The following is a 23837-nucleotide window of genomic DNA, read 5'->3' on the forward strand; positions in this document are numbered from 1 at the left end:
TACTGTTGGTCAGAATGCTACTATTACTGTGACTATGGGTAATGTAACTAGTGGTAAAGTGATTGTTGAAGTTGGCGGACACAATTACACTGTTGATATTAATAATGGTGAAGCTGTTTTAGTTGTTGCTTTACCTGAAGGTGAGTACACTGCTCATGCTTACTACTTAGAATCTGACAAGTACAACGCTACTGATTTAGGTAATGCTACAGCATTCAATGTTGTTGCTAAACAGAATGCTACTATTATTATTAATGCACCGGAAGTTGTTGTGGTTGACGGCAAACTTGTATTTAACGTAACCAACTCTACTCCTGTTGTTGTTACTATTAATGGTGTGGTTTACACTCCTGATGCTGATGGTAATTATACCTTTGATGCTGATGTTGTCGGTAATTACACTATTATTGCAAGATCTGCTGAAACTGATGAGTTCTATGCTGCTTTCAACAGTACTGTATTTGAAGTTATCAAACATGCTTCCAGTGTGAATATTACTGTAAATGACAACTATGAAATTGAAACCGACTTCACTATCGGAATCGAGAACAGCACTGTTGTCAATGTGACTATTAACGGTGTTCCATATACTGTTGTTGATGGTAAAGTTGTAATTGACACTACTAAATTAGCCGCTGGTAACTACACTGTTACCGCTACAATCTATGAATCTGACAAGTATTATGCTAACAGCACTACTGAAACATTTACTATCTTCAAGCATGCTGCTGTGATTGATAGTGTTGTTGTTCCTGTTGCTAACATTACTGTTGGTCAGAATGCTACTATTACTGTGACTATGGGTAATGTAACCAGTGGTAAAGTGATTATTGAAGTTGGCGGACACAACTACACTGTTGATATTGTTGATAAAGTTGCTACATTAGTTGTTGCTTTACCTGAGGGTGAGTACACTGCTCATGCTTACTTCCTTGGTGATGATAAGTATAACGCTACTGATTTAGGCAACGCTACAGCATTCAATGTTGTTGCTAAACAGAACGCTACCGTAATCATCAATGCTGCTGAAGTTGTTGAGGTTGACGGCAAACTTGTATTCAATGTAACCAACTCTACTCCTGTTGTCGTTACTATTAATGGTGTTGTTTACACTCCTGATGCTGATGGCAAATACACCTTTGATGCTGATGTTGTCGGCAATTACACTATCGTTGCAAGAACTGTTGAAACTGACGAATACTATGCAGGATTCAACTCTACAACATTCCTAGTCGTAAAACACGCTTCAAGCGTAAACGTAACCGGTGATGAAATTAAAGTTGGAGAAAACGCTACAATCAATATAGGAGCTCCTAACTACAACGGCACCGCCATTGTAAATGTAAATGGAGTAGATTACTATGTAGAGATTACAAATGGCGTAGGTCAACTTAATGTCGCTGGATTAAAAGAAGGTACTTATGATGTTAACGTAACTTACATTGAAAACGACAAATACTTGCAGAGCACTAATAATTCCGCTAAAGTAATAGTCACTAAAGTCGATACTGCTAACATCAATGTTACTGTTGAAAACATTACTGAAGGGGAACCTGCAATAGTTAAAGTAACTATTCCTGAAGACGCTACCGGTAATGTGACAGTCACAATAGGCAATATCACTAAGATTGTTCCTGTATCTGGCGGCGAAAACGAGATTATCATATTGGATGTTCCAAAAGGAGAACACAACGTGACCGTAACATACAACGGTGACGACAAATACGCTCCTGCTAATGCTACAGATATGATTACTGTGGCTCCTAAACCTCCTGAAGAAGGAATCGACATTGATGATTTAGGAAACGGAACTGTTATCGTTAATGTTCCGGGCAATGCTACAGGTAATGTAACCATTAAGATTGGAAATCACACATACAATGCTACTGTTGTAAACGGCACTGCAACCGTTGATCTTGTTGATGAAGTTCCTGGAGCTTACAACGCTACAGTCATATACACCAATAATGATGGATTGAATGCAACAACTACCAAATTAGTGCACATTCCTAAATATTCAACTCCAATGTCCATTGAGGTTGAAAATGCCAATGTCGGAGATGTTGTCAAAGTTGTTGTGAATGCAGGAAACGTTTCAGGCAATGTAACCATAGAAATAAATGGCGTAAACTACACCGCTAAAGTCGAAGGCGGAAAAGCGACATTCAATATTGAAAACCTGACTGCAGGAAATAAAACCATTGTTGCAACATATGCTGGTGATGACTACTACGAATTCAATTCCACTACCGACCAATTCGAAGTATTCAAGAACAATGCTCCAATGTCCGTTTCAGCTGAAGTAAACGGTGCTGAAATAACAATCACCGTATCTGACTTGCCAAACGATGCAACTGGATATGTGATTATTAATGTAAACGGCACTGAATACGGTATTAACATTACTCAAACAGATACAATCAAAGTATCAGTTCCTCAAGCCGGAAACTATGATGTGACTGCAACCTACTTGGGTGATGACAAATACTTATCCAATGTTTCCTCAACTTCATTCGAAGCGCAAAAAGCATCCGGTGAGGTATTTGTTGAAGTGGACGACACTATTGCCGGCAATGATGTGATTGTTAAAGTAACCGTTCCGGATGATGCAACCGGTAATGTGACAGTTAAAATAGGAAATACAACTAAAGTCGTAAACGTGACCGGTGGAGAAAACACAATTTCAATCCCTGGCATTGAAGAAGGCACACATGATGTAGAGGTAATCTACAGCGGAGACAATAAGTATGGCCCAAAAACAGTTAACACTACAGTAACTGTATTCAAGTCAATCATTGCTGAAAACCTTACTAGAGGTTGGAACAGTCCATATGACTTTAAAGCAGAGTTCCTGGACAGCAAAGGTCATGTGCTTGCAAATACTGATGTGCAATTCATTGTTGACGGTAAAACATACACCGTCAAAACAGATGATCAGGGTATTGCATACTTGACTGATTCACACTTGGCCGTTGGAAAATATGACATAACTATTGTCAACCCTGCAACCGGCGAACAAAAAACCGCTAAAGTCACAATCGTCAAACGTCTGCTTGAAAACAAGGACATTACAATGGACTTTGTTGATGGAACTTCCTATGTTGTAAGGGCAATTGGTGATGACGGTAAGCCTGTAGGTGAAGGAGAATTTGTTGATGTATATGTTAACAATGTCCACTATTCAGTAAGAACTGACAAGAATGGTTATGCAAAACTCAAAATCAACTTGAATCCGAAAACCTATACAGTTACTGCAGAATATAAGTTGACTAAAGTATCTAACAAGCTTGTAGTAAAACAAACCTTGAAATTAGTTAAAAAGACCGTTTCAGTTAAAAAAGGTAAAAAGTTAGTCCTTCAAGCAAAACTTAAATGGTCTAACGGAAAAGCAATCAAAGGCAAAAAGATAGTCTTCAAATTCAAAGGCAAAAAATACACTGCTAAAACTAATTCAAAAGGTATCGCTAAAGTTACTGTTAAGGCTAAAATTACCAAAAAGCTTAAAAAAGGTAAGAAATACTCCTATTCAGCAACTTACATTTCAAATACTGTTAAAGGTACTGTAAAAGTCAAATAGTTGATCAAATTAGATTTGGAAGTTTAACAACTTCCATTTTATTACTTTTTTTTAGAAATTTTTAAATTTAAATCGTTTCATATAGGATTGCCGAATTCTATTTTATGTTTTCAAAGATTAATTCTGTTTACTTGAAAGTAGAGTTAATATTTTTAATAGTTAACTATTTTATTTTAATTTAATAATACGAATTTTCATTTATTTTGATAGATTTTTTCCAGCATATTTTCGTTGCTTTGCGGAAAGAAAAATTTACGATAAATCTATTTATATAAGTTTTGAACATAAATTAATTAAATAAAGAATTGTGATATTTATGGTTGAGGCAGTAATGATAAATTGGGTTTATGTACTTCTCTTATTCATTTTGGGATTTATTACATATTACAGGAAATCTTTAGATTTATTCGGCTCAGCGGTCATGATTATAATGGGGATTGTAATCATTTTTTCGGCGGGAGTCAATTGGTTACTTCTGATTGTGCTGTTCCTTGTGATGTCCCTACTTGCCACTAAGTATTCAAAGAAATATAAACGCTCACTGGGTCAGTTTGAAGGAAGAAGAACATCCAAAAACGTCATATCAAATGGGGTCGTTGCCTGTTTTATGGCGGCATTTGGAGGATATTACCTGCCGTTTGTTGGAGGTTTCATAGGAGCAATTGCAACTGCAACTGCAGACACATTGGCTTCAGAAATTGGAGTGCTGGATCCTCATCCAAGACTGATTACTACTTTTCAGAGTGTTGATCCGGGTACCAACGGTGCGGTTTCAGTTTTGGGAACTGCAATTGGTGTTGTTGGCGCTGCCATAATAGGTATTGTTGCATTTTTGCTTGGAATCGTTCCAAACCCTCTTTCCGCAATATATGTTTCAGTGATATCCGGTTTTGTCGGTTGCTTCGCCGACAGTATTTTAGGAGCCATATTTGAAAATCGTGGATTGATAACAAACGAGCACGTTAATTTATTTGCCACAATTGTCGGTGCACTGGTCGGAATTTTACTTATCTAAACTTTTTTTTTTAAACAAATTATTTAACTATCAAATGCCATAATTAATATTGAATATATTATTAGGTGATATTTAATGAAAGGTATGATATTAATTATGGATGGTATGGGTGACCGTCCAATTAAGGAATTGGGAAATAAAACCCCTCTTGAAGCTGCACACACTCCAAACATGGATAAAATGGCGGCTGAAGGAATTACTGGTATTATGGATTCAATTGCTCCGGGAATCATTCCTGGAAGTGACACTGCACACTTATCTATCTTAGGCTACAACCCTTATGAGGTATACACCGGAAGAGGCCCATTTGAAGCTAACGGTGTAGGCGTTGAAGTTTTACCTGGCGACATCGCATTCAGATGCAATTTCTCAACTGCCGATGAAGATTTAATCGTAACAGACAGACGTGCCGGAAGAATCAAGGAAGGAACCAAGGAAATCGTAGACGAATTGAACAAGATGGTTCTGGAAGACTATCCTGACGTGAAAATTATTTTTAAGGAATCAACAGGTCACAGGGCAGTATTGGTGCTTAGGGGCGAAGGACTTTCCGATAAGGTAAGCGATGCAGACCCTAAGGTTGAAGGCAACAAACCTAAAGAGGTAAAAGCTTTGGATGACACACCTGAAGCTGCCAGAACCGCTGACATTTTAAACAAATTGGTTGTAAAAACATATGAGATGGTCAAAGACCATCCGGTAAACCTTAAAAGAATCGAGGAAGGTGAACCTCCTGCAAATATAGTTATTCCTCGTGGAGCAGGGGAAGTTCCGGTTGTCGAATCATTGAATGAGAAATATGAAGTCAACTCTGCCTGCATTGCCGAAACAGGTCTGATTATGGGTATTGGAAGATTTGCAGGAATGGACATTATCGAAATGGAGGATGTGACCGGCGGAATTGACACCAATCTGGATAATATTCGCGACACCATCATTGACCAGGTCAAAAACTCAGACCATGACTTCTTCCTGATAAACATCGATGGAGCGGATGAAGCGGGTCACGACGGCCAAACCAAAGAGAAAAAGGAATTCATAGAAAAAGTGGATGAGGTTATCATGAGCGAATTGATCAAACTTGAGGATGTCTACATCTACCTGACAGCTGACCACTCAACCCCAATTTCTGTGATGAACCACTCTGGAGATCCTGTGCCTGTCTTAATCAGGGGTCCTGAAGTAAGAACTGATGACGTTACAGAATTTTCCGAAAGGGCATGTGCCAAAGGAGGATTGAACAGAATTAGAGGCTCAGACGTGATGAACATCATGATGGATTTAATGAATTACGCTCACAAATTCGGCGCATAGGTGATAGGATGGTAGCAAAAAAACTATTCGGAACATCAGGAATCAGGGGCCTAGTCGGCTCAGAGGTAACATGTGAACTGGCATTGAATGTAGGAAAATCTTTGGCATATTACCTGGGAAATGAGGGTACAGTTGTAATAGGTTATGACACCCGTACAACAAATCAGATGCTCGACCAGGCAATATGCGCTGGACTTTTGGAAAGCGGAGTTGATGTCGTTAAGATAGGAATGGTTCCGACACCATTAGTGGGATACGCTACCGAAAAGCTAAACGCAGATGCAGGAATAATGCTTACCGCATCACACAATCCTTCACAATACAACGGAATAAAGCTATGGAATAAAAACGGAATGGCATATACCCAAGCTCAAGAGCGCAAGATCGAAGAGATATATGCTAACAAGGATTATATTTCAGTAAGTTGGGAAAACGTAGGTAAATTAAGTTTCAATGAGGAAATAAAAGGCCAATACATTGATGATTTGGTGGATATGGTTGACATCAGGGAAGGCCTGAAAGTTGTAGTTGACTGCGCATCCGGAGCCGGAAGCGAAATATCACCTTTAGTATTTAGAAAGGCAGGATGCGAAGTGACAACCCTGAACTCACAGCCTGACGGATTTTTCCCCGGACGTAACCCTGAACCTAATGCCGAAAACCTTCAGACACTGATGAAAACCGTTGTGGCCATAGGGGCAGACCTTGGAATAGCTCATGACGGTGATGCGGACAGGATGATAACAGTCGATGAAAAGGGTAACATCTCACCATTCGATTCCCTTTTGGCATTGATTTCAAAGGAATTTGAAGGAGATATCGTAACCACTGTCGATGCCGGACTGTGCATGGACGAATCCGTAAAGGGAGAGGTATTGAGAACTCCTGTAGGGGATGTCAATGTAGCTGAAGTCATAATCGAAAAGAATGCGGCATTTGGAGGAGAGCCTTCAGGAACATGGCTGCACCCGGACTTCTGCATGTGTCCGGACGGAATCCTTTCAGGTTTGAGAATGGCTGAAATCGTCTCAAGGGATGGAAAGCTATCTGATTTGCTCGCCCAAATCCCTCAATATCCTAACATCCGTGAAAAGATTACCTGCTCAAAAGAGGCAAAAATCAAGGTAATGGAAAATATGGAAGATCTCCTGAAGGATGCTTTCGATGATATAGTTGAAGTGAACTCACTTGATGGTGTAAGGCTGACATTCGCTGATGACAGCTGGGTGCTGGTAAGGCCTTCCGGAACCGAGGACTATATCAGGATAACCCTGGAATCTCGCGATGCCGAAAGGGCTAATGAGATAAGGGATATCTGTGTAAAAATAATTAATGAAAATTTATAGATGATTTTTTCATCTTCACTTCTTTTTTTTGACCAATTTCTGTTTTTAACTTTATTGCGCTAGAATTCTCCGGCTTCTTTAAGCGGGGGAGGTCCAGGTGCCTGTACTTTCTCTAGAGCAGGGAGTCCATGATATGACTCATTTTTGTTTTAAACTTAGGGTCCTCTCCGGTAAATTGCCTGAATTCCACTTCAAGGCCAGTATCGATTTCCAGAATCTTTTCATATAACATTTCTTTTAATTTCATCAAATCTTCCTGGGAATGGCAGAACAGATAAATGCTTTCAGGTTTAATCTCTTTGTCTTCAATGGATTGTGATTCGACCGGCCGAAAAGAAGGTTTGTATCCTTTGCAGAGTCCAAATTCTGTTTTATATGATTTCAACTCATCGATTTTTTCATAAGTGCCCTCTTTAATGATTTTCATATTGTCGAATTTAATGTCAATGGCGCCGACAAACTCGACATATACAATCATCTTACCGCTATCCTCGTCCCTTATTGCATAATCCGTATTCAGTTGGTTTAACTCATCAATCAGGATATCTAACTTTTCCTCTGCGCTTTTTTTGTCATCGGATTTGAGTATGAAAAATGTAATGTCCTGCACGACGTCGCCGGGATTGGCCGGCTGGGCGTTAAAATACACGTATGATGATGACTGAAGGGTTATGTCTGCATATTTTCGCAGGATTCTGTTGATGTCTGCAATCATTTCGGTTTCAAGAATGTTAATCACAAAATTTCTTTTTGAAGACATGAGTTAAAGTATATCCCCAATCAAATAAAAAGTTTTTTTAATAAGCTGCAAGCTAATTGGAAATGATGTTTTCGGTTGATGGTGGTGTAAAAAATAAAATGATAGAGGAAGTATCTATTCCTCTTCTGCGATAAATGCTTCAACACCTAAAGCTGCGCATTCTGGGCAAACCCAATCTTCTGGCATGTCTGCAGGAGTTTTTCCAGCAGGGATGTTGTAAGCAGGGTCGCCTTTTTCTGTATCAAATCTGTATTCACAATGTAAGCAAACATAAACAGTCATTTTATAATCTCCTTAAATTTTTGCATTAGCATAGCTAATATGATTTTTAGTTTATTATAACTATTATTTAATAATTTTCATTTGTTTATCCAAAATTTTTTTATAAGTAAAAGAACTAAAAATATAATATTATTAGATAATTTTTAAGGGGACAATAAAAGTGAAAGCAATTATTTTAAGTGCTGGTGAAGGTTCAAGAATGAGGCCATTAACACTTACAAAGCCTAAAACCATGTTGCCAGTCGCTGGAAAACCTATCATCCAATACAACATCGAATCATTGAGAGATAACGGAATTACCGAAATTTTGTTAATCGTCAGATATAAGGAAGAGATGGTTCGGGAGTATTTTGGTGACGGCAGTGATTTCGGAGTTAATATATCCTATAAGACTCAAGAGGACTTTTTAGGAACCGCCAACGCAATCAGCTATGGAAAGGATTTCATTGACGACAGCCTGATTGTGCTTAACGGAGACATTATTCTGGATAATGAAATCATCAATGAGATTATTAATGAGTATAACAATTCAAATCCTGATACCCTAATGCTTTTGACTGAAGTGGATGACCCTTCTGCCTTTGGTGTGGTTGAGATTGAAGACGGAAACATCAAAAGCATTGTTGAAAAGCCTAAAAAGGAAGAGGCCCCAAGCAACCTTGTAAATGCAGGAATTTACATTTTCAATAAGGACATTTTCGACAAAATTGGAAAAACAAAGATTTCCGAACGTGGAGAATATGAAATCACAGATTCAGTTTCATTGCAGATTGACGATGGCAAAAAGGTAATTGGACACAAAACAAATAAGGATTGGATTGATGTCGGAAGGCCATGGGAGCTAATTGAAGTCAACGAAGAGTTAATCAGTCAACTCAAAACAGAAATAAGGGGTAAAATCGAAGACGGAGCCCATATTCATGGCGAAATATTTTTGGATGAAGGAAGCATTATCAGGGCAGGAGTATACATTGAGGGAAATGTCTACATAGGCAAACACTGCGACATAGGCCCTAACTCATATATCAGGGGCAACTCCTATCTTGGAGACCACGTTCATGTGGGAAATGCAGTTGAAATTAAGAATTCCATCATCATGGAAAATACCAATGTAAGTCACCTGAGCTATGTCGGAGACTCAGTAATCGGTTCAAACTGCAATATCGCTGCAGGAACCAACATTGCAAACCTGCGCTTTGACAACCGTTCAGTTAAGACAAAAATCAAAAATCAGATGATTGACAGCGGAAGACGTAAATTGGGATCCATCATTGGTGATGCAGTAAAAACAGGAATTAACTCAAGCTTTTCACCAGGTGTTAAGGTGGGATACAATTCCACTATAGGTTCAGGGGTTTTGTTGTATGATGATGTACCCTCCGATACAAGAGTATTGGTAAAACAGAATCATATCATTCAAGACAAAAATAAAAAACATAAATGATTTGGCGATATTATGGAAAATAAAAAAGACTCTATTGTAATATGCCCAGGCGCACAGGTAATTGGTGATGTTGAATTAGGAGAAGATGTGTCAATTTGGCATGGTGCCGTCCTTAGGGGAGACACAGATTCAATAACCATTGGAAACAATTCCAATGTCCAAGACAATTGTGTAGTTCACTGTACCAAAGGCTTTCCGGTTGAAATCGGAGATAATGTATCAGTAGGCCATGGTGCGGTGGTGCACGGATGCAAACTTGATGACAATGTTTTGATTGGAATGAATGCCACAGTTCTGAATGGTGCGCACATTTCAAAAAACTCAATCGTTGGAGCGGGAGCCGTAGTAAGTGAAGGAAAGGAATTTCCAGAGGGAAGTTTGATATTGGGCGTTCCTGCAAAAGCGGTTAAAGAGGTTTCACCCGAACAGATTGAAATGATTAAGAATAATGCTATTAATTATGTAAAACTTTCCAAACAATATAAGGAAGATTAGAATATGAAAGCAAGACAGATTGTAGAAGAAATGGATTCCTATGTTCCTGGAAGATCCCAGGACGAAATTGCAGCCGACTTTAACTTGAAAAAGGAGGACATCATAAAATTGGGTTCAAATGAAAATCCATGGGGTCCCTCTCCAAAGGCCATGGAGGCCATCAGGGACGAAATAAAATCAATCAACAGATATCCGGAATCACAGCTGCATGAACTTGTGTCTGAAATTGCAGATTATTCCGGAGTGAAGGACTCTCAGGTCATCATCGGTGGAGATGGTGCTGATGAAGTCATCGATGTGCTTGCAAAAACATTCATCGATAACGGAGATGAATTTATCGTTCCCTTGCCGTCCTATATGTATTATGAATATCTGTTAAAGCAGTACGGTGCGGTTCCGGTCTATGCAAGATGGAATCTGGATGCCAATGAATTGGATGTGGAATCAATTTATGAGGCAATCACTCCAAAAACCAAAATGATTTTCCTTTGCAGTCCCAACAATCCTACCGGAACTTTAATCGAAAAGGAAGTATTGAGGGATATCGCATCAAAAAATCCGGATATACTGATTGTTATAGATGAAGCTTACTTCGAATACTCAGAAGTTACAAATAAAGATTTAATCAATGAATTTGACAATATTTTCATCATACGCACAATGTCCAAAGTATTGGGCCTTGCAGGAATGAGAATAGGTTACGGACTTGCATGTGAGCAGATTATTGAATACATGCACAGAATCAAACCAGTATTTTCCCTTACAAGATTATCATTCGTAGCCGCTCTCAATACCTTCAGAGATAAGGAATACATTGCCGATTCAATCAGAAAAGGAATCGAGTCAAGGCAATATCTGTATGATGAGGTATCAAAAATTGAAGGTTTGAACGTTTTCCCATCCAAGTCAAACTTCATGCTGATTCGTGTCGAGGACACCGGATTCACAGCCAGTGAGTTGGCATTGGAACTGATGAAAAAAGGAATTATTGTCAGAGACTGCACTTCCTTCAAGGGATTGGATGAATATTGGATTAGAATAAGTATCTGTACCCTTGAAGAAGACAAGAAATTCATTGAAATTTTAAAAGAGGTTTTAAGCTAATGTATATAGGCGGTAGCGTAATATCTTCTGTCGAATTCCATGGAAACATGAGCCTGGTTATTTTCATGTCAAAGTGTCCTTTGGCCTGCAGGTACTGTCATAATGTGGAATTGCTGGAAGATAATACTGAAAAATCATTTGAAGAGATAACTCAGGAAATCGATTCATCAGCTGATTTTTTGGATGCTATTGTGATTTCAGGTGGAGAACCCTTAGTTCAGACAGATGCAGTAATCGAAATATTACAGTATGTTCGCCAGATTGGCCTTAAGACAAAATTGGATACAAGTGGAATTTATCCGGAAAATCTTAAAAGAATCCTTGATTTGGATTTATTGGACTATGTTTCACTTGACGTTAAAACAACATTTTCAAAATACCGGAAGATAACAGGAGCAAACATTGGTTTTCAGGTAAAAAAATCAATGGAATTAATTAACAAAGCAGGCGTTCACTTAGAGATTAGAACAACTTATGTTCCGACTTTGCATACTAAAAAGGATATTATTAATCTGGTTGATGAAATAGAGGCTGATGTTTATACAATTCAGCAATTTAGAAATAAGAATGTTTTGGACCCGGCTCTTGAGAAGGTTGAGGTTCCCAACCCTCATGATCTGGCTGATTTGGCTCGTGAAATCAAGCCGTATTTCAACGGCATTGTCAAGGTTAAGTCAGGCGAATTTGGGGAACAGGTAATTTAAGGAGTGTTTAGATGCCGATTTTATCATTTTCAAGTAATGATATTGATGTAATTACAGGTAAGAAGACCCGTACTATACGTAAGGCATGGAAAACACCACTTAAGGTTGGGGACAGATTATACTGTTATTGGAACCTTGTTTCCAAGGAAAAGATGAAGATTTTTGAAGCTTTTGTAACAGGTGTTGAAAGCATTCCTTTTTCTGAAATCAAGGACAATGACGAGCTTGCCATAGAGGAAGGTTTTAAGGACTCTAAGGATATGCTTAGGGAATTTAAAAAGATGTATGGGGGACGCATTGATCCGAATGATGAGTTTCAGATAATCTATTTTGAGAAAATTCACATTGATGACTGGAGAGGCGACAAGATAGATGAAAAGGCCATGATTACAAAAAGGGCTGATATTCTATTTGACAGCGGTAAGTTCGACAAGTCAACCATGTGCTATGAGGCGGCTCTCAGGCTGGACCCTCATGACGTATATCTTTTGAACAAGCAGGGGGACAACCTGTCCAGGTTGGGCAAGTTCATTGAAGCCATTGAATGCTACGACAAGGCATTGGAATTTGAGCCTGCCAACATTTATATTCTAAACAATAAGGCAATCGCACTTTTGAATTCTGGAAATATCAATGAGGCGTTGAAGGTAAGCAACATTGCCTACAACTATCGTCCGAGCAGTCCGATTGTTCTGTATTGGAGAGGATTTATTCTGGAGATGCTTGGAAGGTATGATGATGCGCTGAAGGTCTATGACAAACTTATTGTCCTCGATGGGGAAAACCCTGAGGTTTGGAATTCACGAGGAAACCTTTTGAGCGACATGGGAATGCTTGAAGAGGCCATCGAATCATTCGACAAGGCAGTTGAAGTGTGTCTGGATGATTCTGAAGTTGATGCTTCCGCAATCAATAGGATGGGCAATGCATATATTGATTTGGGAAAATTCGATGAGGCTCTGGAATGCTTTAATAGAGCAATTGACCTTGAAAAGAATAATATTGACTTTTTGCTGAATAAAGGCGTCGTATTGATGGAATTGGGCAAGTTTGAGGAAGCCGTTGACAGCTTCAACAAGGTTTTGCTTAGAAGCCCTGACAATGAGGATGCGTTTTTCCTTAAAGAGGAATGTTTGGAATACTTTTAGATGTCCTCATGTAGATTATCGTTTCACTATTTCTATTTTTTTACAAACATATTCATTATCTTAAAGATAGCTATCGCTAAATTGAAATTATCATTAAAAAATAGTATTTAATTAATCGGAATTTAAATTAAAATAAAAAGAAAAATTGGGTGAGAAATGGTTAATCATTTTTTGTATTTCTCAATTAAACCTAATCCCCACTCAGTCATTTCATCTGCTTTTTCCTGTGAGTCTGACTCGGCGAAGCATCTGAAGATTGGTTCTGTTCCGGAAGGTCTGATAATTACCCAACCATCCTCTTTTAGGATTTTAACGCCGTCTGTCAAATCAAGTTCAAAGTCAGTGGTTGTCTGAATTTCCTCAGCTATGCTGGACATGACGAATTCTTTTTCATCGTCAGGACATGCGACTTTTGTTTTGCTTGCGTAATATACAGGAAGCTCGGCCACCAGTTCGGACAATGGCTTTTTCTCTTTTGCAACGATTTCAAGGATTTTTGCAACGGTCATGACCGCATCCCTTCCATAGACAAAGTCAGGGAAAATCAAACCGCCGTTTTCCTCTCCACCGAAGAGTCCATCCTCATCCTTGAGTTTACGTGCAACGAGCAGGTCTCCAACAGCGGTGGCTATGACTTCACCGTTGTACTCTTCGGCAACATCATAGATTGCCTGTGAGGTTGCAACGGTTGTGACTATTATTCCGCCATTGTTTTCCTTAAGCATATTCTTTTCAACGAGGGTGAATGTCTTGTCACCTAAAACGAAGTTTCCTTTCTCATCGATGCAGATGGTTCTGTCCGCATCGCCGTCATGTGCAAGGCCGATGTCTGCATTGAGCTCCTTCACGACTTGAATCAGTTCCTGGAGGTTTTCTTCAATAGGTTCAGGGTTACGTCCAGGGAAAAATCCGTCAGGCTGTGAGTTCAGGGTTGTCACATCGCAGCCCAATTTTCTAATGAGGTAAGGTGCTGTAAAGCAGCCTGCACCTGATCCGCAGTCCACAACAACTTTCAGGTTGGCTTCGCGAATGGCTTCCACATCCACTTTGGAAACTGCCTCATCAACATATTCCTCAATTATCTTGTCGTTTTGGTAAAGCTCGCCGATTTCATGGAATTCCACACGGTCAGGTTCGGCGTCAAAGTATAATCTTTCAATTTCAAGGTCCATTTCGTCAGGTATGCCTATACCGTCTTCATCTAAAAACTTGAGTCCGTTATATTGCGGAGGGTTGTGTGAAGCTGTAATCATTACTCCGCCGTCATAGTATTTGCGAACTGCATATTGGACGCCTGGAGTTGGCAGGATTCCTAAATCCACCACATCACATCCGCTTGACAAAAGGCCTGCAGTCACTGCCTGTTTCAACATCAAAGTGGAGGTTCTTGTATCTCCTCCGACAGCCACGGTTCCCTTAACCAATGTTCCGTAACAGGCTGCAAGTCTTGATGCAAATTCAGGAGTCAGGACATCATTTGCTGTTCTTCTAACTCCAAAAGTTCCGAATAATCTTTTCTTATCAGACATATTTAAATTCCTTTTAAATTTATTTATATTATTTTTGAATTTTGTTTAATAAAAAGATATTGTTAGTTCACCATCCTCAGGCTGTCCCCACTTGACAGAACCAGTTCCATCTCGGAGTTGTACTGGGTGACGGTTCCGACGACCTCTACCTTATGGCCCCTGAAGTCCTCGATGTCCATGTTTCTGGACTGTATTTCTGCAACCTGGCTTTCAAAGATAATCAGCTGTATCTGGGCTTCGCCGTCATTTATTGTTAAAAAGTAGCTGGTCTTCGACTTTGACTGGGCAACATCGCTGATTACTCCGTCAACCCTAACCTCTTCGTCAATCATTCCACGGTTTATGTCCTTTATGTCGACTTCCTTAACCTCGATTGTTGGCGTAAAGGCTATCAGCCCTATTATTCCAATAAGGGAAGTTATGAGTGCGATTTTCAATAGTTTGTCATCTGTAATTTCCATGGTTCATGATTGGCTTTCGGGGCAGATATAGCCGATAGGATTTCAACTTGTTAAATTTATTTATTATTGAAAATATACTATGTTCATGTTTGAAAATCTGACAAAAACCGATCTGTATGCAATCATATCCGGCGTCTTCACCGCATGCCTGATAGTGTCAAATATAATTGCAGGCAAGACATTCTCATTTTTCTCCTTTGTACTTCCCTGCGGTGTGATCATCTTTCCGGTAATATATATCATCAATGACCTGTTGGCTGAGGTGTATGGATATGAAAAGGCTCGAAGGGTAATTTTTCTTGGGTTTTTCATGAATCTGGTTGCGGTAATCTGTTTTACCATTACAATCTGGCTGCCGGCTCCTGAGTTCTTCAGCGATTCGGAAGCCTTCAGCGTAGTTCTTGGTTCAACATGGAGGCTATTGGCAGCGGGATTCATCGCCTATATCGTGGGCAGCCTGGTTAATGCAAAGGTAATGGTCTATCTAAAAAAGGTTGATGAGAAAAAGCTCTTTGTAAGATGCATCGTTTCAACATTTTTCGGCGAGGGCATTGATGCGCTGCTGTATATCACAATCGCATTTTTCGCAACCATGCCTGTCGATGCACTGATTGCAATGATATTTGTTCAGGCAATCGTCAAGACAGTCTATGAAATCATTGTCTATCCTTTAACCAGACATGTAATCGGATATGTTAAGGGGCTTCCCGAAAGTTAATTTCCTGTCTCATACATGGAAATCAGTCTTTCAACGGTATCTGCATCCATTGGGCTTTTATCCTTTCTGATATTTTTGACGACAGGGAATCTCAGTGAGTATCCTGTTTCATACTCTGGTGATTCCACAATCTCTGAAAATGCAATTTCCAGAACTATTTTTGGTTCTACCTTTATTTCACGGCCCTTTGTTGAAATCTCAAGCTCCTTCATTCTGCCTGTGAGATATTCGAGTGTGGCATCGTCAAGACCTGTTCCCACCAGTGCTATGCTTTTGAAGTCGTTGTTTTCGTCCCTAAGTGCCACAAGGTATGATCCGACGAAATCTCCTCTTTTTCCGATACCGTATGTTCCGCCTATGACAACCATGTCCAGTGTTTCAGGCTCTGCCTTATATTTGAGCATCTTCTTACCTCTCAGTCCCGGAATATAGCGTTCGGAGCAGTCCTTGATCATGATTCCCTCATGACCCTCATTGATTGACCATTCGAAGAGTTTCTGAATGTCCTCAATGTTTTCAGGAGTTCCCACTTTCATTGTGCTCAGGTTCATCTCGTCAACTGATGTGTCAACGATGCTTTCTAAAGTTTTTCTTCTTACTTTTAAAGGTTCATCAATCATTGGAACCTTATAGTACATCACGTCGAAGAGGTATAGTTTTAACGGCACATTTTCCATTGCCTCTTCCACATTATGCTTTCTTCTGACCCTATGAAGGACATTCTGGAAAGGCAAAGGCTTGCCGTCACGTGTGGCAATGACTTCTCCCTCTACAATGTAGTCCTCATGAGGCAGATGTTCGTCGAAGAGCTCGACTATTTCAGGCAATGCGTTGGTTATGTTTTCCAGTCTGCGTGTGAATATGTTGATTTCATCGCCGTTCCTGTGAACCTGCAGCCTTATTCCATCATATTTTGTATCGCACAATGCAGTGCCCATTTCAGGAATGATTTCATCCAGTGGCGGCGCCAATTGTGCCAGCATAGGCTTGACGGGAGTTCCGGGTGTCAGGTTCAGTTTCTTAAGGCCTGCTTCGCCTTCATCCTTGGCGGTTCTCGCAACAACCGAAAAGTCATTGGTGAGCATCTGTGCCCTTTCGACCACTGCCTTGTCGATATCGAAAGCCTGTGCAATTGCATCACGGACAATTCCGTCCCCAACACCTATTCTCAATTCCTCTGTGATTGTACGGGTGAGGTATTTGGCTTCTGTTGCGCTGGCCTGTGATAGCAGCTCAAGAAGGACTGCAATCTTTCGGTTGGTGGACCTTGATCCTGAAATCTGGGATAATTTTCTCAGGCTGCTGAATACGAAGTCAATTGTCAGAGGCTGTGAGAAGAATGTCATCTGTGACTTTTTGGCATAGAGCTTTATGCATGCAAGGCCGATGTCTCCCTCGTCACGGATTGCATCCTCGACTGCGGCAGGTGTTGTTCCGACGGCTTCGGCGACTGCCCTTTCCACCAGTTTTCCGCCGATGCCTATTTCCTCTGAGCTCCATGCCGGAAATACGGTGCCCAAAATCAGAAGTCCCACCTTTTCTATTGTGTCTGAATCAAGGGTTTTTAGATAATCCGCAATGATGTCTGTCTTTTCAAGCCTTTTTGTTGTTGCCTCCAGGCTTGAGTAGACATCAACCAGTTCCTGATATTTCATTTAAAAGTCTCCTTTGGCTATTTTCACTGCGCAGTACTCTCCGCACATGGCGCACATTTCATTATCGTCAAGTTCGCATTTGTCACGGTATTTTCTAGGCTTTGACTTGTCAAGGGCAAGGTCAAACTGTGCCTCCCAGTCAAATTCCCTTCGTGCTTTTGCCATTGCCTTCTCGCGTTCCCATGCCTGTGGAAGGCCTTTTGCAACATCAGCCGCTTCGGCAGCAATCTTGGATGCGACAACTCCTTCTTTCACATCTTCAAGGCTAGGCAGGGATAAATGCTCTGCAGGTGTTACGTAGCACAAAAAGCTTGCTCCTGCTGTTGCGGCTATGGCTCCTCCGATTGCTCCGGTGATGTGGTCATATCCCGGTGCAAGGTCTGTCACCAAAGGTCCGAGGACATAAAACGGAGCGCCATGGCATATTGTCTTCTGGATTTCCATGTTGGCCTTAATCTGGTTTAAAGGCATGTGTCCAGGACCTTCAACCATAACCTGCACGTTGGCGTCCTGTGCCCTTTTCACCAGGCCTCCCAGGTTGACCAGTTCCTGAATTTGAGGGATATCGCTTGCATCAGCCAGGCATCCCGGCCTTAATCCGTCGCCTAATGATAATGTAATGTCGTATTCATAGGATAATTCCAGAAGGTAATCGTAATTCTCATACAAAGGGTTTTCCATGTCGTTGTGGTTGATCCATGATGCCATGAATGTTCCTCCACGGCTCACTATTCCCATCATACGGTTGGCCGCCTTGAGCTTTTGGACCAGGTCCTTTGTGATTCCGCAGTGGAGGGTCATGAAGTCCACCCCTTCCTTAGCCTGGTTTTCGATGGCCTTGAATATGTCGTCAGGGTCCATGTCAATGATTTCCTTATTCTTATTTAATGTAATGACGCCGGCTTCATAAATCGGGACGGTACCGATGCACAGGTCCACGGCTTCCATTATCTTCTGTCTGAAAAGCTTCAGGTCAGAGCCTGTTGACAAATCCATAAGGGCATCCGCACCATATTCCTGGGCCAGTTTTGCCTTGTTGATTTCCAGTTCCAAATCATCAATCTTGGATGATGAGCCTATGTTGGCATTTACTTTGGTTGTAAGGCCTTCCCCAATTCCGCAGGGTTTTGAATGGCCTTTGACATTTTTAGGGATTACAACCAGTCCCTTGTCAATCAATTTAGCTAGTTTGTTCACATCTATGTTTTCATTTTGAGCTACGCACTCCATTTCGGGAGTGATGTTTCCTTTTTGTGCTTCACTTTTCTGAGTCAAATTTATCCCTCATGTTGACTAATCAATAATAGTTATCTTCGTTAAAGTATATAGGATTTTTTCAATTTTCTCCAAACATTATCTTTTTTATAGTGGGCTTTAAATATTAATACATAATGGTGGTCATATGGTAGAAGATAGACATGTCATAGAAACATTAGGAAAAGTCCGCGTAGTAATCGAAAACGGCGAAATAACAGAAGTTGGCGAATCCGAGATGAAATATTGTCCAATGTTTCATGCGATGCACAAGGTGGATGAGCTCAACGAGGAATTCATAAGGAAAAACATCAATTTCAGAATCAAGGACTTTGGAATGTGCACACCGCAAAGGGTAATCGAGATGGATGACCTGGTGACCGTGGGCATTTCAGAAATCCTCAAGACCAACATGGAAAAGGGAAACATTGACTGTGTAGTCGGTGCATGTGACGGTGCAGGAACACTGCTCATGACCAATCCCCGTGTGGTTCAGGGCGTTGGGGGAAGAGTGTCCGGCCTTGTAAGCACAACACCGATTCCGGAGGTCATTAAAAATCTCGAGGAAAAGAATTGTGTAATTCTAAATCCTGAAACCGCCGAGCTTAACCAGCTTGAAGGCTTGAAGATCGCTTTGGATAAGGGATATAAGAATATTGCAATAACAATACTTCCTTCTCCAATGGTTGAGGAAATAAGAAATTATCCGGTTGATGATGACGTCAATGTCTACATATTTGTGGCCCATACCACTGGAGCAAGTCCTGATGAAGTGGAAATGCTGTTTGAAAATGCGGATATCGTTACCGCATGCGCATCCAAGGCGGTTTCAGACTATGCCGATGAGAATAAGCCATATTACTATGGAGTAAAGGTTCCGATCTTCTGTGCAAGTGAGGATGGCAGAAAGTTCTTGGATGTAAGGCTTGAACATATCGGAAAGCCACTGACAACCAATGATTATCCAAGGGACAAAAGCGATGCTCCACATAAACTGATTTAGAGTGTAAAATATGAAGATAATATTTTTTGACACTGAAACAACAGGATTGGATTTTAAGGAATCACGAATTATCGAACTTGCAATGCTGATAGTTGAAGACGGCAAAATCGAAGAATATGATGAATTCATCAATGTCGGTTTTGATTTGCCGTCCAAAATCACTGAAGTAACTGGAATAACAGATGAGATGCTGATAACTGAGGGCATAAGTGAAGCAACCGTTGCAGAGGATTTGAAAAATTATTTGACTCCTGATACATTGATGATTGCACATAACTGTCAATTCGACTTGACTTTTGTTTATGGGCTTTTAAAAAGGCATTATCCGCATGATGCTGAAGATATAGTATCAAATCTTAACTGGATTGATACTGTAACGGTATTAAAGGATCGTAAAGAGTTTCCGCATAAGCTGATTGATGCGGTTAAGTATTATGGCATTGAAGAAGTCAATTTCCATAGGGCAATCGATGATACAAAGGCATTATATGATGTAACTATAGCACTGAAAAATGAACGTGATGATTTGGCTGAATATATTAATGTTTTTGGATATAATCCTAAATGGGGTGTAAGGGGGCCTAAATTCCCATTCATTGAATATAAAAGACAGTATTTTAATAAAAGGATTGTGGAGCCTGATGATATTTTGCCTAAAAAATAGGTTCAGGTAAATCTTGCCTTCGGCTTGAAATGGGGTTTTAAAAAAAATAGTTTTTTTTTACTGCAATGCATTTTGGATTTGAAAAGCTAAATCCAATGCTTTTTGAGCATCTTTTGGAGTGATGATAGTTACAATGTTGTAATCTGCATCGACTCTTAATTCGATGAAATCTGCATATTTTTTGCTCATTGCCTTTTTGTTTAATTCATTTAAGGCAATGCAAATTGCAGCATGGTATCCAACGTCATGTTTGGAGTAATCTTTCACATCATTGTATGGACCATTATTCAAAATCCATTCCTGAACGTGAAGATATGTTGATAGATATGCTCTGTTAATAATAGTTCGGTCTATGCATTGCAAATCGTAGTGTTCTGCTGAATATTCTTGATTTTGAATGTATTCGGCAAAGTCTAATAGATGTTGAGGTACAAATGCATGAACCATAATCATACCTCAGTACCTGTCAGAGACGGCAACATTACAGACTTCCATCAAGTTATCATAACCTTCTTTTGCAGCAAAAGCATCTACTTCATCGGAAATTAAATCCCATACATCAAAAATTTCCTGATTTGACCAGGTTTTTGGGGCTCTGATATAGAATGAAGCAAATGAGTTATTATTCAGCGGATTTTTTTCTCTAAATAATATTTCACCTAAACCATATTTCTCACTTAATAATATGAGTTTCTGTTCAAGTTTGCTTAGAAATTCGTCATTTTGAACAACTTTGCTTTCACAAGAAGGCATAATCGGACCATTTTGCAAATATTCTATCATGTTTTCGCCATTCTTCTTTCTTATTTTGCCTGCCACATTAATACTATTGAATTTAAAAATATATAAAGTTTATTGCTTCTCTTAATTCATTAAATTATGTAGTTAAATCAATATTTAGGTTAAAATATAATTTTACGGACTTAAATCAATTTTTAAATTAATATAAAAAAAGTTCATAGAGGTTGATGGGAAGATTCCATATCTTCCCAAACGGTAGAGAAATTTGTCAATATAATGGAGGTTGGGAAAGATGTCTGTATCTTTCCCCGAGGTTAAAATATGGTTAGAAATTAAATATATAACTGGGAGGAAATAGGGAAGTTGAGTTTCTTCCCTACATGTATTGAACTAATTGTTCATCATTTTTTTGCATATTTCCTGGCTTCACTTTATCTATTGCTTCTTTGAAGTATTTATATGGGATTTCACTTGCTTCAAGGTCATTTCTTAGTGCAAGCATTGCAGCTTCTCTGCAAACAGCTTCAATGTCTGCTCCAACATAACCTTCAGTGTTTTTGGCTAATTTCTTGAGATCCACATCTTTGGCAAGTGGCATTCCTTTGGTATGCACTTCAAAGATGGATATTCTTGCATCTTCGTCAGGTTCGCCAACTTCTATGTGTCTGTCGAACCTTCCAGGTCTCATCAAACCGGCATCCAAAATGTCCGGTCTGTTGGTTGCTGCAATGATGGCAACGTCTTCAAGCTCTTCCAAACCGTCCATTTCTGTTAACAGTTGGTTGACAACTCTTTTTGTAACGCCGCTGTCAGTGTCATTTCCGCTGCGGGTGCTTGCTATTGCATCGATTTCATCGAAAAAGATCACTGTAGGTGAAGCCTGTTTCGCTTTTCTGAACACTTCTCTTACACCTTTTTCGGATTCTCCAACCCATTTGGAGAGGAGTTCAGGACCTTTGACTGAGATGAAGTTAGCTTCGCTTTCGCTTGCCACTGCTTTTGCAAGCAATGTCTTACCTGTTCCTGGAATTCCGTAAAGCAAGGTTCCTTTTGGAGGTCTGATGCCTAAGCGTTGGAATGTTTCAGGATGTTTAAGTGGCCATTCGACTGCCTCTTTAAGTTCCTGTTTCACGTCTTCAAGACCGCCCACGTCATCCCATTTGATGTCTGGGATTTGCACAAGGACTTCCCTGAGCGCTGAAGGCTGAATTTCCTTTTGAGCGTTTTTGAAGTCGTCGCCTGTAACGACAATCTTTTCCATGACCTCTTTTGGGATTTCCTCGTCGTTCTGGATTTCAGGAAGGATCCTTCTTACAACCCTCATAGCGGCCTCTTTACATAATGATTCCAGATCTGCCCCTACGAATCCGTGGGTTGTGTTTGCGATTTTTTCAAGGTCAACATCCTCTGCAAGAGGCATGTTTCTTGTGTGGATTTCAAGGACCTCTTTTCTTTCCTCTGAGTCAGGCACTCCGATTTCTATTTCACGGTCGAATCTTCCAGGCCTTCTGAGAGCAGGGTCAAGTGAATCCGGTCTGTTGGTTGCACCGATTACCACCACTTGTCCTCTTGATTTGAGGCCGTCCATTAAAGTTAAAAGTTGAGCAACGGTTCTTCTTTCAACTTCGCCGTTTGTCTCTTCTCTTTTCGGAGCGATTGCATCAAGTTCATCTATAAATATGATTGAAGGGGAGTTTTCTTCAGCCTCTTCAAAGTATTCCCTCAGGTTCTCTTCGGATCCGCCCACGTATTTGCTCATGATTTCAGGACCGTTGATTGCAATGAAGTGAGCGTCACTTTCACTGGCTACAGCTTTGGCCAGCAAGGTTTTACCAGTTCCAGGTGGACCGTGCATCAATACACCTTTAGGCGGTGCAATGCCCAGTTTTTCGAAGAGTTCAGGTCTTTTGAGAGGAATTTCAATCATTTCCCTTACTTTTTTGACTTCCTCTTTTAAACCGCCGATGTCCTCGTAGCTTACATCAACAAGGTTTCCGACACCTTCGATTTTGCTTACGTCAACAGGGGTTTCATGGAGCTGCACTTCGGTGTTAGGGCCTACAATGACAATGTCTTTAGGATTGGTGGACACTACTGCAAACTTGATTTCTTTCATTGCAGGAGTATAGTCCATCAATTCATCAAACAGGCTGTTGAAGCCCATCCTTGGCCTTGGTGCTCTGATTTGGGATCCGATGATGTCTCCCTGAACCATTACTTTACCTGCAAAGAGTCCACGAACGTCACCCTGTACGCGAATGTTGTTTTCGATTGGGGCAAGAACAACTTTTTTCGCTTCGGTGGCTTTGGTTTTTTTGATTGTGACCTCACCGCCAATGGTTGCTCCGGAGTTTTTACGGACCAGTCCGTCAATTCTTATTACTCCAAGTCCAATGTCGGTTTGTGAAGGAAGAGCGATAGCTGCAGTTCTTCTTTCACCAACAATCTCAATTAGGTCTCTTTCATTGATTCCTAAATCGTCCATGACGTTTGGATCGAGTCTTGCAACGCCTTGGCCTACATCCTTTTGGGAAATTGCCTCTGCAACTTTTAGTGTGATTTCATTTTCTGCCATTTTATCATCTCCATTTGGCTGTAATGTGTGTAAATGTAATTCGTCAAA

At 40.2% G+C, this 23837-nt stretch carries 21 protein-coding genes; 12 read left to right on the forward strand and 9 right to left on the reverse strand.

Translation table 11 applies throughout. The features are described 5' to 3' along the window. From ACJMML_RS02715 to glmM (ACJMML_RS02730), 4 genes are all read left to right on the forward strand, one after another. A partial coding sequence (locus ACJMML_RS02715; RefSeq protein ID WP_405305857.1) for an Ig-like domain repeat protein occupies positions 1 to 3577 on the forward strand: 3577 nt, incomplete at its 5' end. A 316-nt stretch (positions 3578 to 3893) separates the two neighbouring features. Further along, positions 3894 to 4592, forward strand: a complete 699-nt coding sequence (locus tag ACJMML_RS02720; protein WP_405305858.1) for a TIGR00297 family protein — start codon at positions 3894 to 3896, stop codon at positions 4590 to 4592. A 75-nt stretch (positions 4593 to 4667) separates the two neighbouring features. Further along, positions 4668 to 5906: a 2,3-bisphosphoglycerate-independent phosphoglycerate mutase gene (locus ACJMML_RS02725; protein WP_405305859.1), complete on the forward strand. Its 1239-nt coding sequence runs from the start codon at positions 4668 to 4670 to the stop codon at positions 5904 to 5906. Positions 5907 to 5914: 8 nt separating this feature from the next. Beyond that, positions 5915 to 7252: a phosphoglucosamine mutase gene (glmM, locus tag ACJMML_RS02730; RefSeq protein WP_405305860.1), complete on the forward strand. Its 1338-nt coding sequence runs from the start codon at positions 5915 to 5917 to the stop codon at positions 7250 to 7252. A gap of 112 nt (positions 7253 to 7364) precedes the next feature. Here the strand turns inward: glmM (ACJMML_RS02730) and ACJMML_RS02735 are convergent, their stop codons facing one another. Then, positions 7365 to 8012, reverse strand: a complete 648-nt coding sequence (locus ACJMML_RS02735; RefSeq protein ID WP_405305861.1) for a hypothetical protein — start codon at positions 8010 to 8012, stop codon at positions 7365 to 7367. A gap of 114 nt (positions 8013 to 8126) precedes the next feature. Further along, on the reverse strand, positions 8127 to 8294 hold the full coding sequence (locus tag ACJMML_RS02740; RefSeq protein WP_405305862.1) for a rubredoxin: 168 nt from the start codon (positions 8292 to 8294) through the stop codon (positions 8127 to 8129). 154 nt (positions 8295 to 8448) lie between these two features. Here ACJMML_RS02740 and glmU point away from each other — a divergent pair, with 154 nt between their 5' ends. Genes glmU through ACJMML_RS02765 form a run of 5 tightly spaced genes read left to right on the forward strand, consistent with a single transcriptional unit; the run spans position 8449 to position 13189 of the window. Next, positions 8449 to 9738, forward strand: a complete 1290-nt coding sequence (gene glmU, locus ACJMML_RS02745) for a bifunctional sugar-1-phosphate nucleotidylyltransferase/acetyltransferase (protein WP_405305892.1) — start codon at positions 8449 to 8451, stop codon at positions 9736 to 9738. Between the two features lie 12 nt (positions 9739 to 9750). After that, a complete protein-coding gene (locus ACJMML_RS02750; RefSeq protein ID WP_405305863.1) occupies positions 9751 to 10233 on the forward strand; it encodes a gamma carbonic anhydrase family protein in 483 nt (160 codons plus the stop codon). A gap of 3 nt (positions 10234 to 10236) precedes the next feature. Beyond that, on the forward strand, positions 10237 to 11337 hold the full coding sequence (gene hisC, locus ACJMML_RS02755) for a histidinol-phosphate transaminase (protein WP_405305864.1): 1101 nt from the start codon (positions 10237 to 10239) through the stop codon (positions 11335 to 11337). Beyond that, positions 11337 to 12041, forward strand: coding sequence for an anaerobic ribonucleoside-triphosphate reductase activating protein (locus tag ACJMML_RS02760; RefSeq protein ID WP_405305865.1), 705 nt, complete (start codon positions 11337 to 11339; stop codon positions 12039 to 12041). Before hisC ends, ACJMML_RS02760 begins: the two co-directional genes overlap by 1 nt. Before the next feature lie 11 nt (positions 12042 to 12052). Continuing rightward, entirely contained in the window at positions 12053 to 13189 is a 1137-nt protein-coding gene (locus ACJMML_RS02765; protein WP_405305866.1) for a tetratricopeptide repeat protein, read from the forward strand. 164 nt (positions 13190 to 13353) lie between these two features. On the opposite strand, the gene glmM (ACJMML_RS02770) is transcribed toward ACJMML_RS02765, so the two are convergent. Together glmM (ACJMML_RS02770) and ACJMML_RS02775 are read right to left on the reverse strand one after the other, a co-directional pair. Beyond that, positions 13354 to 14718 (reverse strand): phosphoglucosamine mutase, encoded by a 1365-nt coding sequence (glmM, locus tag ACJMML_RS02770; protein ID WP_405305867.1) that lies wholly within the window; start codon positions 14716 to 14718, stop codon positions 13354 to 13356. A gap of 62 nt (positions 14719 to 14780) precedes the next feature. After that, positions 14781 to 15179: an exodeoxyribonuclease VII large subunit gene (locus ACJMML_RS02775; protein ID WP_405305868.1), complete on the reverse strand. Its 399-nt coding sequence runs from the start codon at positions 15177 to 15179 to the stop codon at positions 14781 to 14783. A gap of 85 nt (positions 15180 to 15264) precedes the next feature. Here ACJMML_RS02775 and ACJMML_RS02780 point away from each other — a divergent pair, with 85 nt between their 5' ends. Beyond that, entirely contained in the window at positions 15265 to 15897 is a 633-nt protein-coding gene (locus ACJMML_RS02780; protein WP_405305869.1) for a queuosine precursor transporter, read from the forward strand. Here ACJMML_RS02780 and ACJMML_RS02785 read toward each other — a convergent pair. Then, entirely contained in the window at positions 15894 to 17552 is a 1659-nt protein-coding gene (locus ACJMML_RS02785; RefSeq protein WP_405305870.1) for an ATP-dependent DNA ligase, read from the reverse strand. The two genes, ACJMML_RS02780 and ACJMML_RS02785, sit on opposite strands and share 4 nt — an antisense overlap. Then, positions 17553 to 18827 (reverse strand): phosphomethylpyrimidine synthase, encoded by a 1275-nt coding sequence (thiC, locus tag ACJMML_RS02790; protein ID WP_405305871.1) that lies wholly within the window; start codon positions 18825 to 18827, stop codon positions 17553 to 17555. Positions 18828 to 18954: 127 nt separating this feature from the next. Between thiC and ACJMML_RS02795 the strand changes: the two genes are divergently transcribed. Next, the gene (locus ACJMML_RS02795; protein ID WP_405305872.1) at positions 18955 to 19809 is read left to right on the forward strand and encodes a methanogenesis marker 8 protein; all 855 of its coding nucleotides are present in this window, start codon (positions 18955 to 18957) and stop codon (positions 19807 to 19809) included. A 10-nt stretch (positions 19810 to 19819) separates the two neighbouring features. Further along, positions 19820 to 20473 (forward strand): PolC-type DNA polymerase III, encoded by a 654-nt coding sequence (locus ACJMML_RS02800; protein ID WP_405305873.1) that lies wholly within the window; start codon positions 19820 to 19822, stop codon positions 20471 to 20473. A gap of 57 nt (positions 20474 to 20530) precedes the next feature. On the opposite strand, the gene ACJMML_RS02805 is transcribed toward ACJMML_RS02800, so the two are convergent. The 3 genes from ACJMML_RS02805 to ACJMML_RS02815 form a co-directional block, all read right to left on the reverse strand. Next, complete coding sequence (locus ACJMML_RS02805; RefSeq protein WP_405305874.1) at positions 20531 to 20920, reverse strand: hypothetical protein; 390 nt, start codon at positions 20918 to 20920, stop codon at positions 20531 to 20533. Between the two features lie 9 nt (positions 20921 to 20929). Beyond that, the gene (locus tag ACJMML_RS02810) at positions 20930 to 21226 is read right to left on the reverse strand and encodes a hypothetical protein (protein ID WP_405305875.1); all 297 of its coding nucleotides are present in this window, start codon (positions 21224 to 21226) and stop codon (positions 20930 to 20932) included. 364 nt (positions 21227 to 21590) lie between these two features. Next, positions 21591 to 23789, reverse strand: coding sequence for a CDC48 family AAA ATPase (locus ACJMML_RS02815; protein WP_405305876.1), 2199 nt, complete (start codon positions 23787 to 23789; stop codon positions 21591 to 21593). Positions 23790 to 23837 lie beyond the last annotated feature (48 nt).

The sequence above is a fragment of the Methanobrevibacter sp. genome, from assembly GCF_045130115.1.
Lineage (GTDB): Archaea > Methanobacteriota > Methanobacteria > Methanobacteriales > Methanobacteriaceae > Methanocatella.

What these genes read in the sequence shown, in the direction of transcription:
- ACJMML_RS02720 (WP_405305858.1), top strand. Translation starts at nt 3,894, where the DNA reads ATGGTTGAGGCAGTAATGATAAATTGGGTTTATGTACTTCTCTTATTC.
- ACJMML_RS02725 (WP_405305859.1), top strand. Translation starts at nt 4,668, where the DNA reads ATGAAAGGTATGATATTAATTATGGATGGTATGGGTGACCGTCCAATT.
- glmM (WP_405305860.1), top strand. Translation starts at nt 5,915, where the DNA reads ATGGTAGCAAAAAAACTATTCGGAACATCAGGAATCAGGGGCCTAGTC.
- ACJMML_RS02735 (WP_405305861.1), bottom strand. Translation starts at nt 8,012, where the DNA reads ATGTCTTCAAAAAGAAATTTTGTGATTAACATTCTTGAAACCGAAATG.
- ACJMML_RS02740 (WP_405305862.1), bottom strand. Translation starts at nt 8,294, where the DNA reads ATGACTGTTTATGTTTGCTTACATTGTGAATACAGATTTGATACAGAA.
- ACJMML_RS02750 (WP_405305863.1), top strand. Translation starts at nt 9,751, where the DNA reads ATGGAAAATAAAAAAGACTCTATTGTAATATGCCCAGGCGCACAGGTA.
- hisC (WP_405305864.1), top strand. Translation starts at nt 10,237, where the DNA reads ATGAAAGCAAGACAGATTGTAGAAGAAATGGATTCCTATGTTCCTGGA.
- ACJMML_RS02760 (WP_405305865.1), top strand. Translation starts at nt 11,337, where the DNA reads ATGTATATAGGCGGTAGCGTAATATCTTCTGTCGAATTCCATGGAAAC.
- ACJMML_RS02765 (WP_405305866.1), top strand. Translation starts at nt 12,053, where the DNA reads ATGCCGATTTTATCATTTTCAAGTAATGATATTGATGTAATTACAGGT.
- glmM (WP_405305867.1), bottom strand. Translation starts at nt 14,718, where the DNA reads ATGTCTGATAAGAAAAGATTATTCGGAACTTTTGGAGTTAGAAGAACA.
- ACJMML_RS02775 (WP_405305868.1), bottom strand. Translation starts at nt 15,179, where the DNA reads ATGGAAATTACAGATGACAAACTATTGAAAATCGCACTCATAACTTCC.
- ACJMML_RS02780 (WP_405305869.1), top strand. Translation starts at nt 15,265, where the DNA reads ATGTTTGAAAATCTGACAAAAACCGATCTGTATGCAATCATATCCGGC.
- ACJMML_RS02785 (WP_405305870.1), bottom strand. Translation starts at nt 17,552, where the DNA reads ATGAAATATCAGGAACTGGTTGATGTCTACTCAAGCCTGGAGGCAACA.
- ACJMML_RS02795 (WP_405305872.1), top strand. Translation starts at nt 18,955, where the DNA reads ATGGTAGAAGATAGACATGTCATAGAAACATTAGGAAAAGTCCGCGTA.
- ACJMML_RS02800 (WP_405305873.1), top strand. Translation starts at nt 19,820, where the DNA reads ATGAAGATAATATTTTTTGACACTGAAACAACAGGATTGGATTTTAAG.
- ACJMML_RS02805 (WP_405305874.1), bottom strand. Translation starts at nt 20,920, where the DNA reads ATGGTTCATGCATTTGTACCTCAACATCTATTAGACTTTGCCGAATAC.
- ACJMML_RS02810 (WP_405305875.1), bottom strand. Translation starts at nt 21,226, where the DNA reads ATGCCTTCTTGTGAAAGCAAAGTTGTTCAAAATGACGAATTTCTAAGC.
- ACJMML_RS02815 (WP_405305876.1), bottom strand. Translation starts at nt 23,789, where the DNA reads ATGGCAGAAAATGAAATCACACTAAAAGTTGCAGAGGCAATTTCCCAA.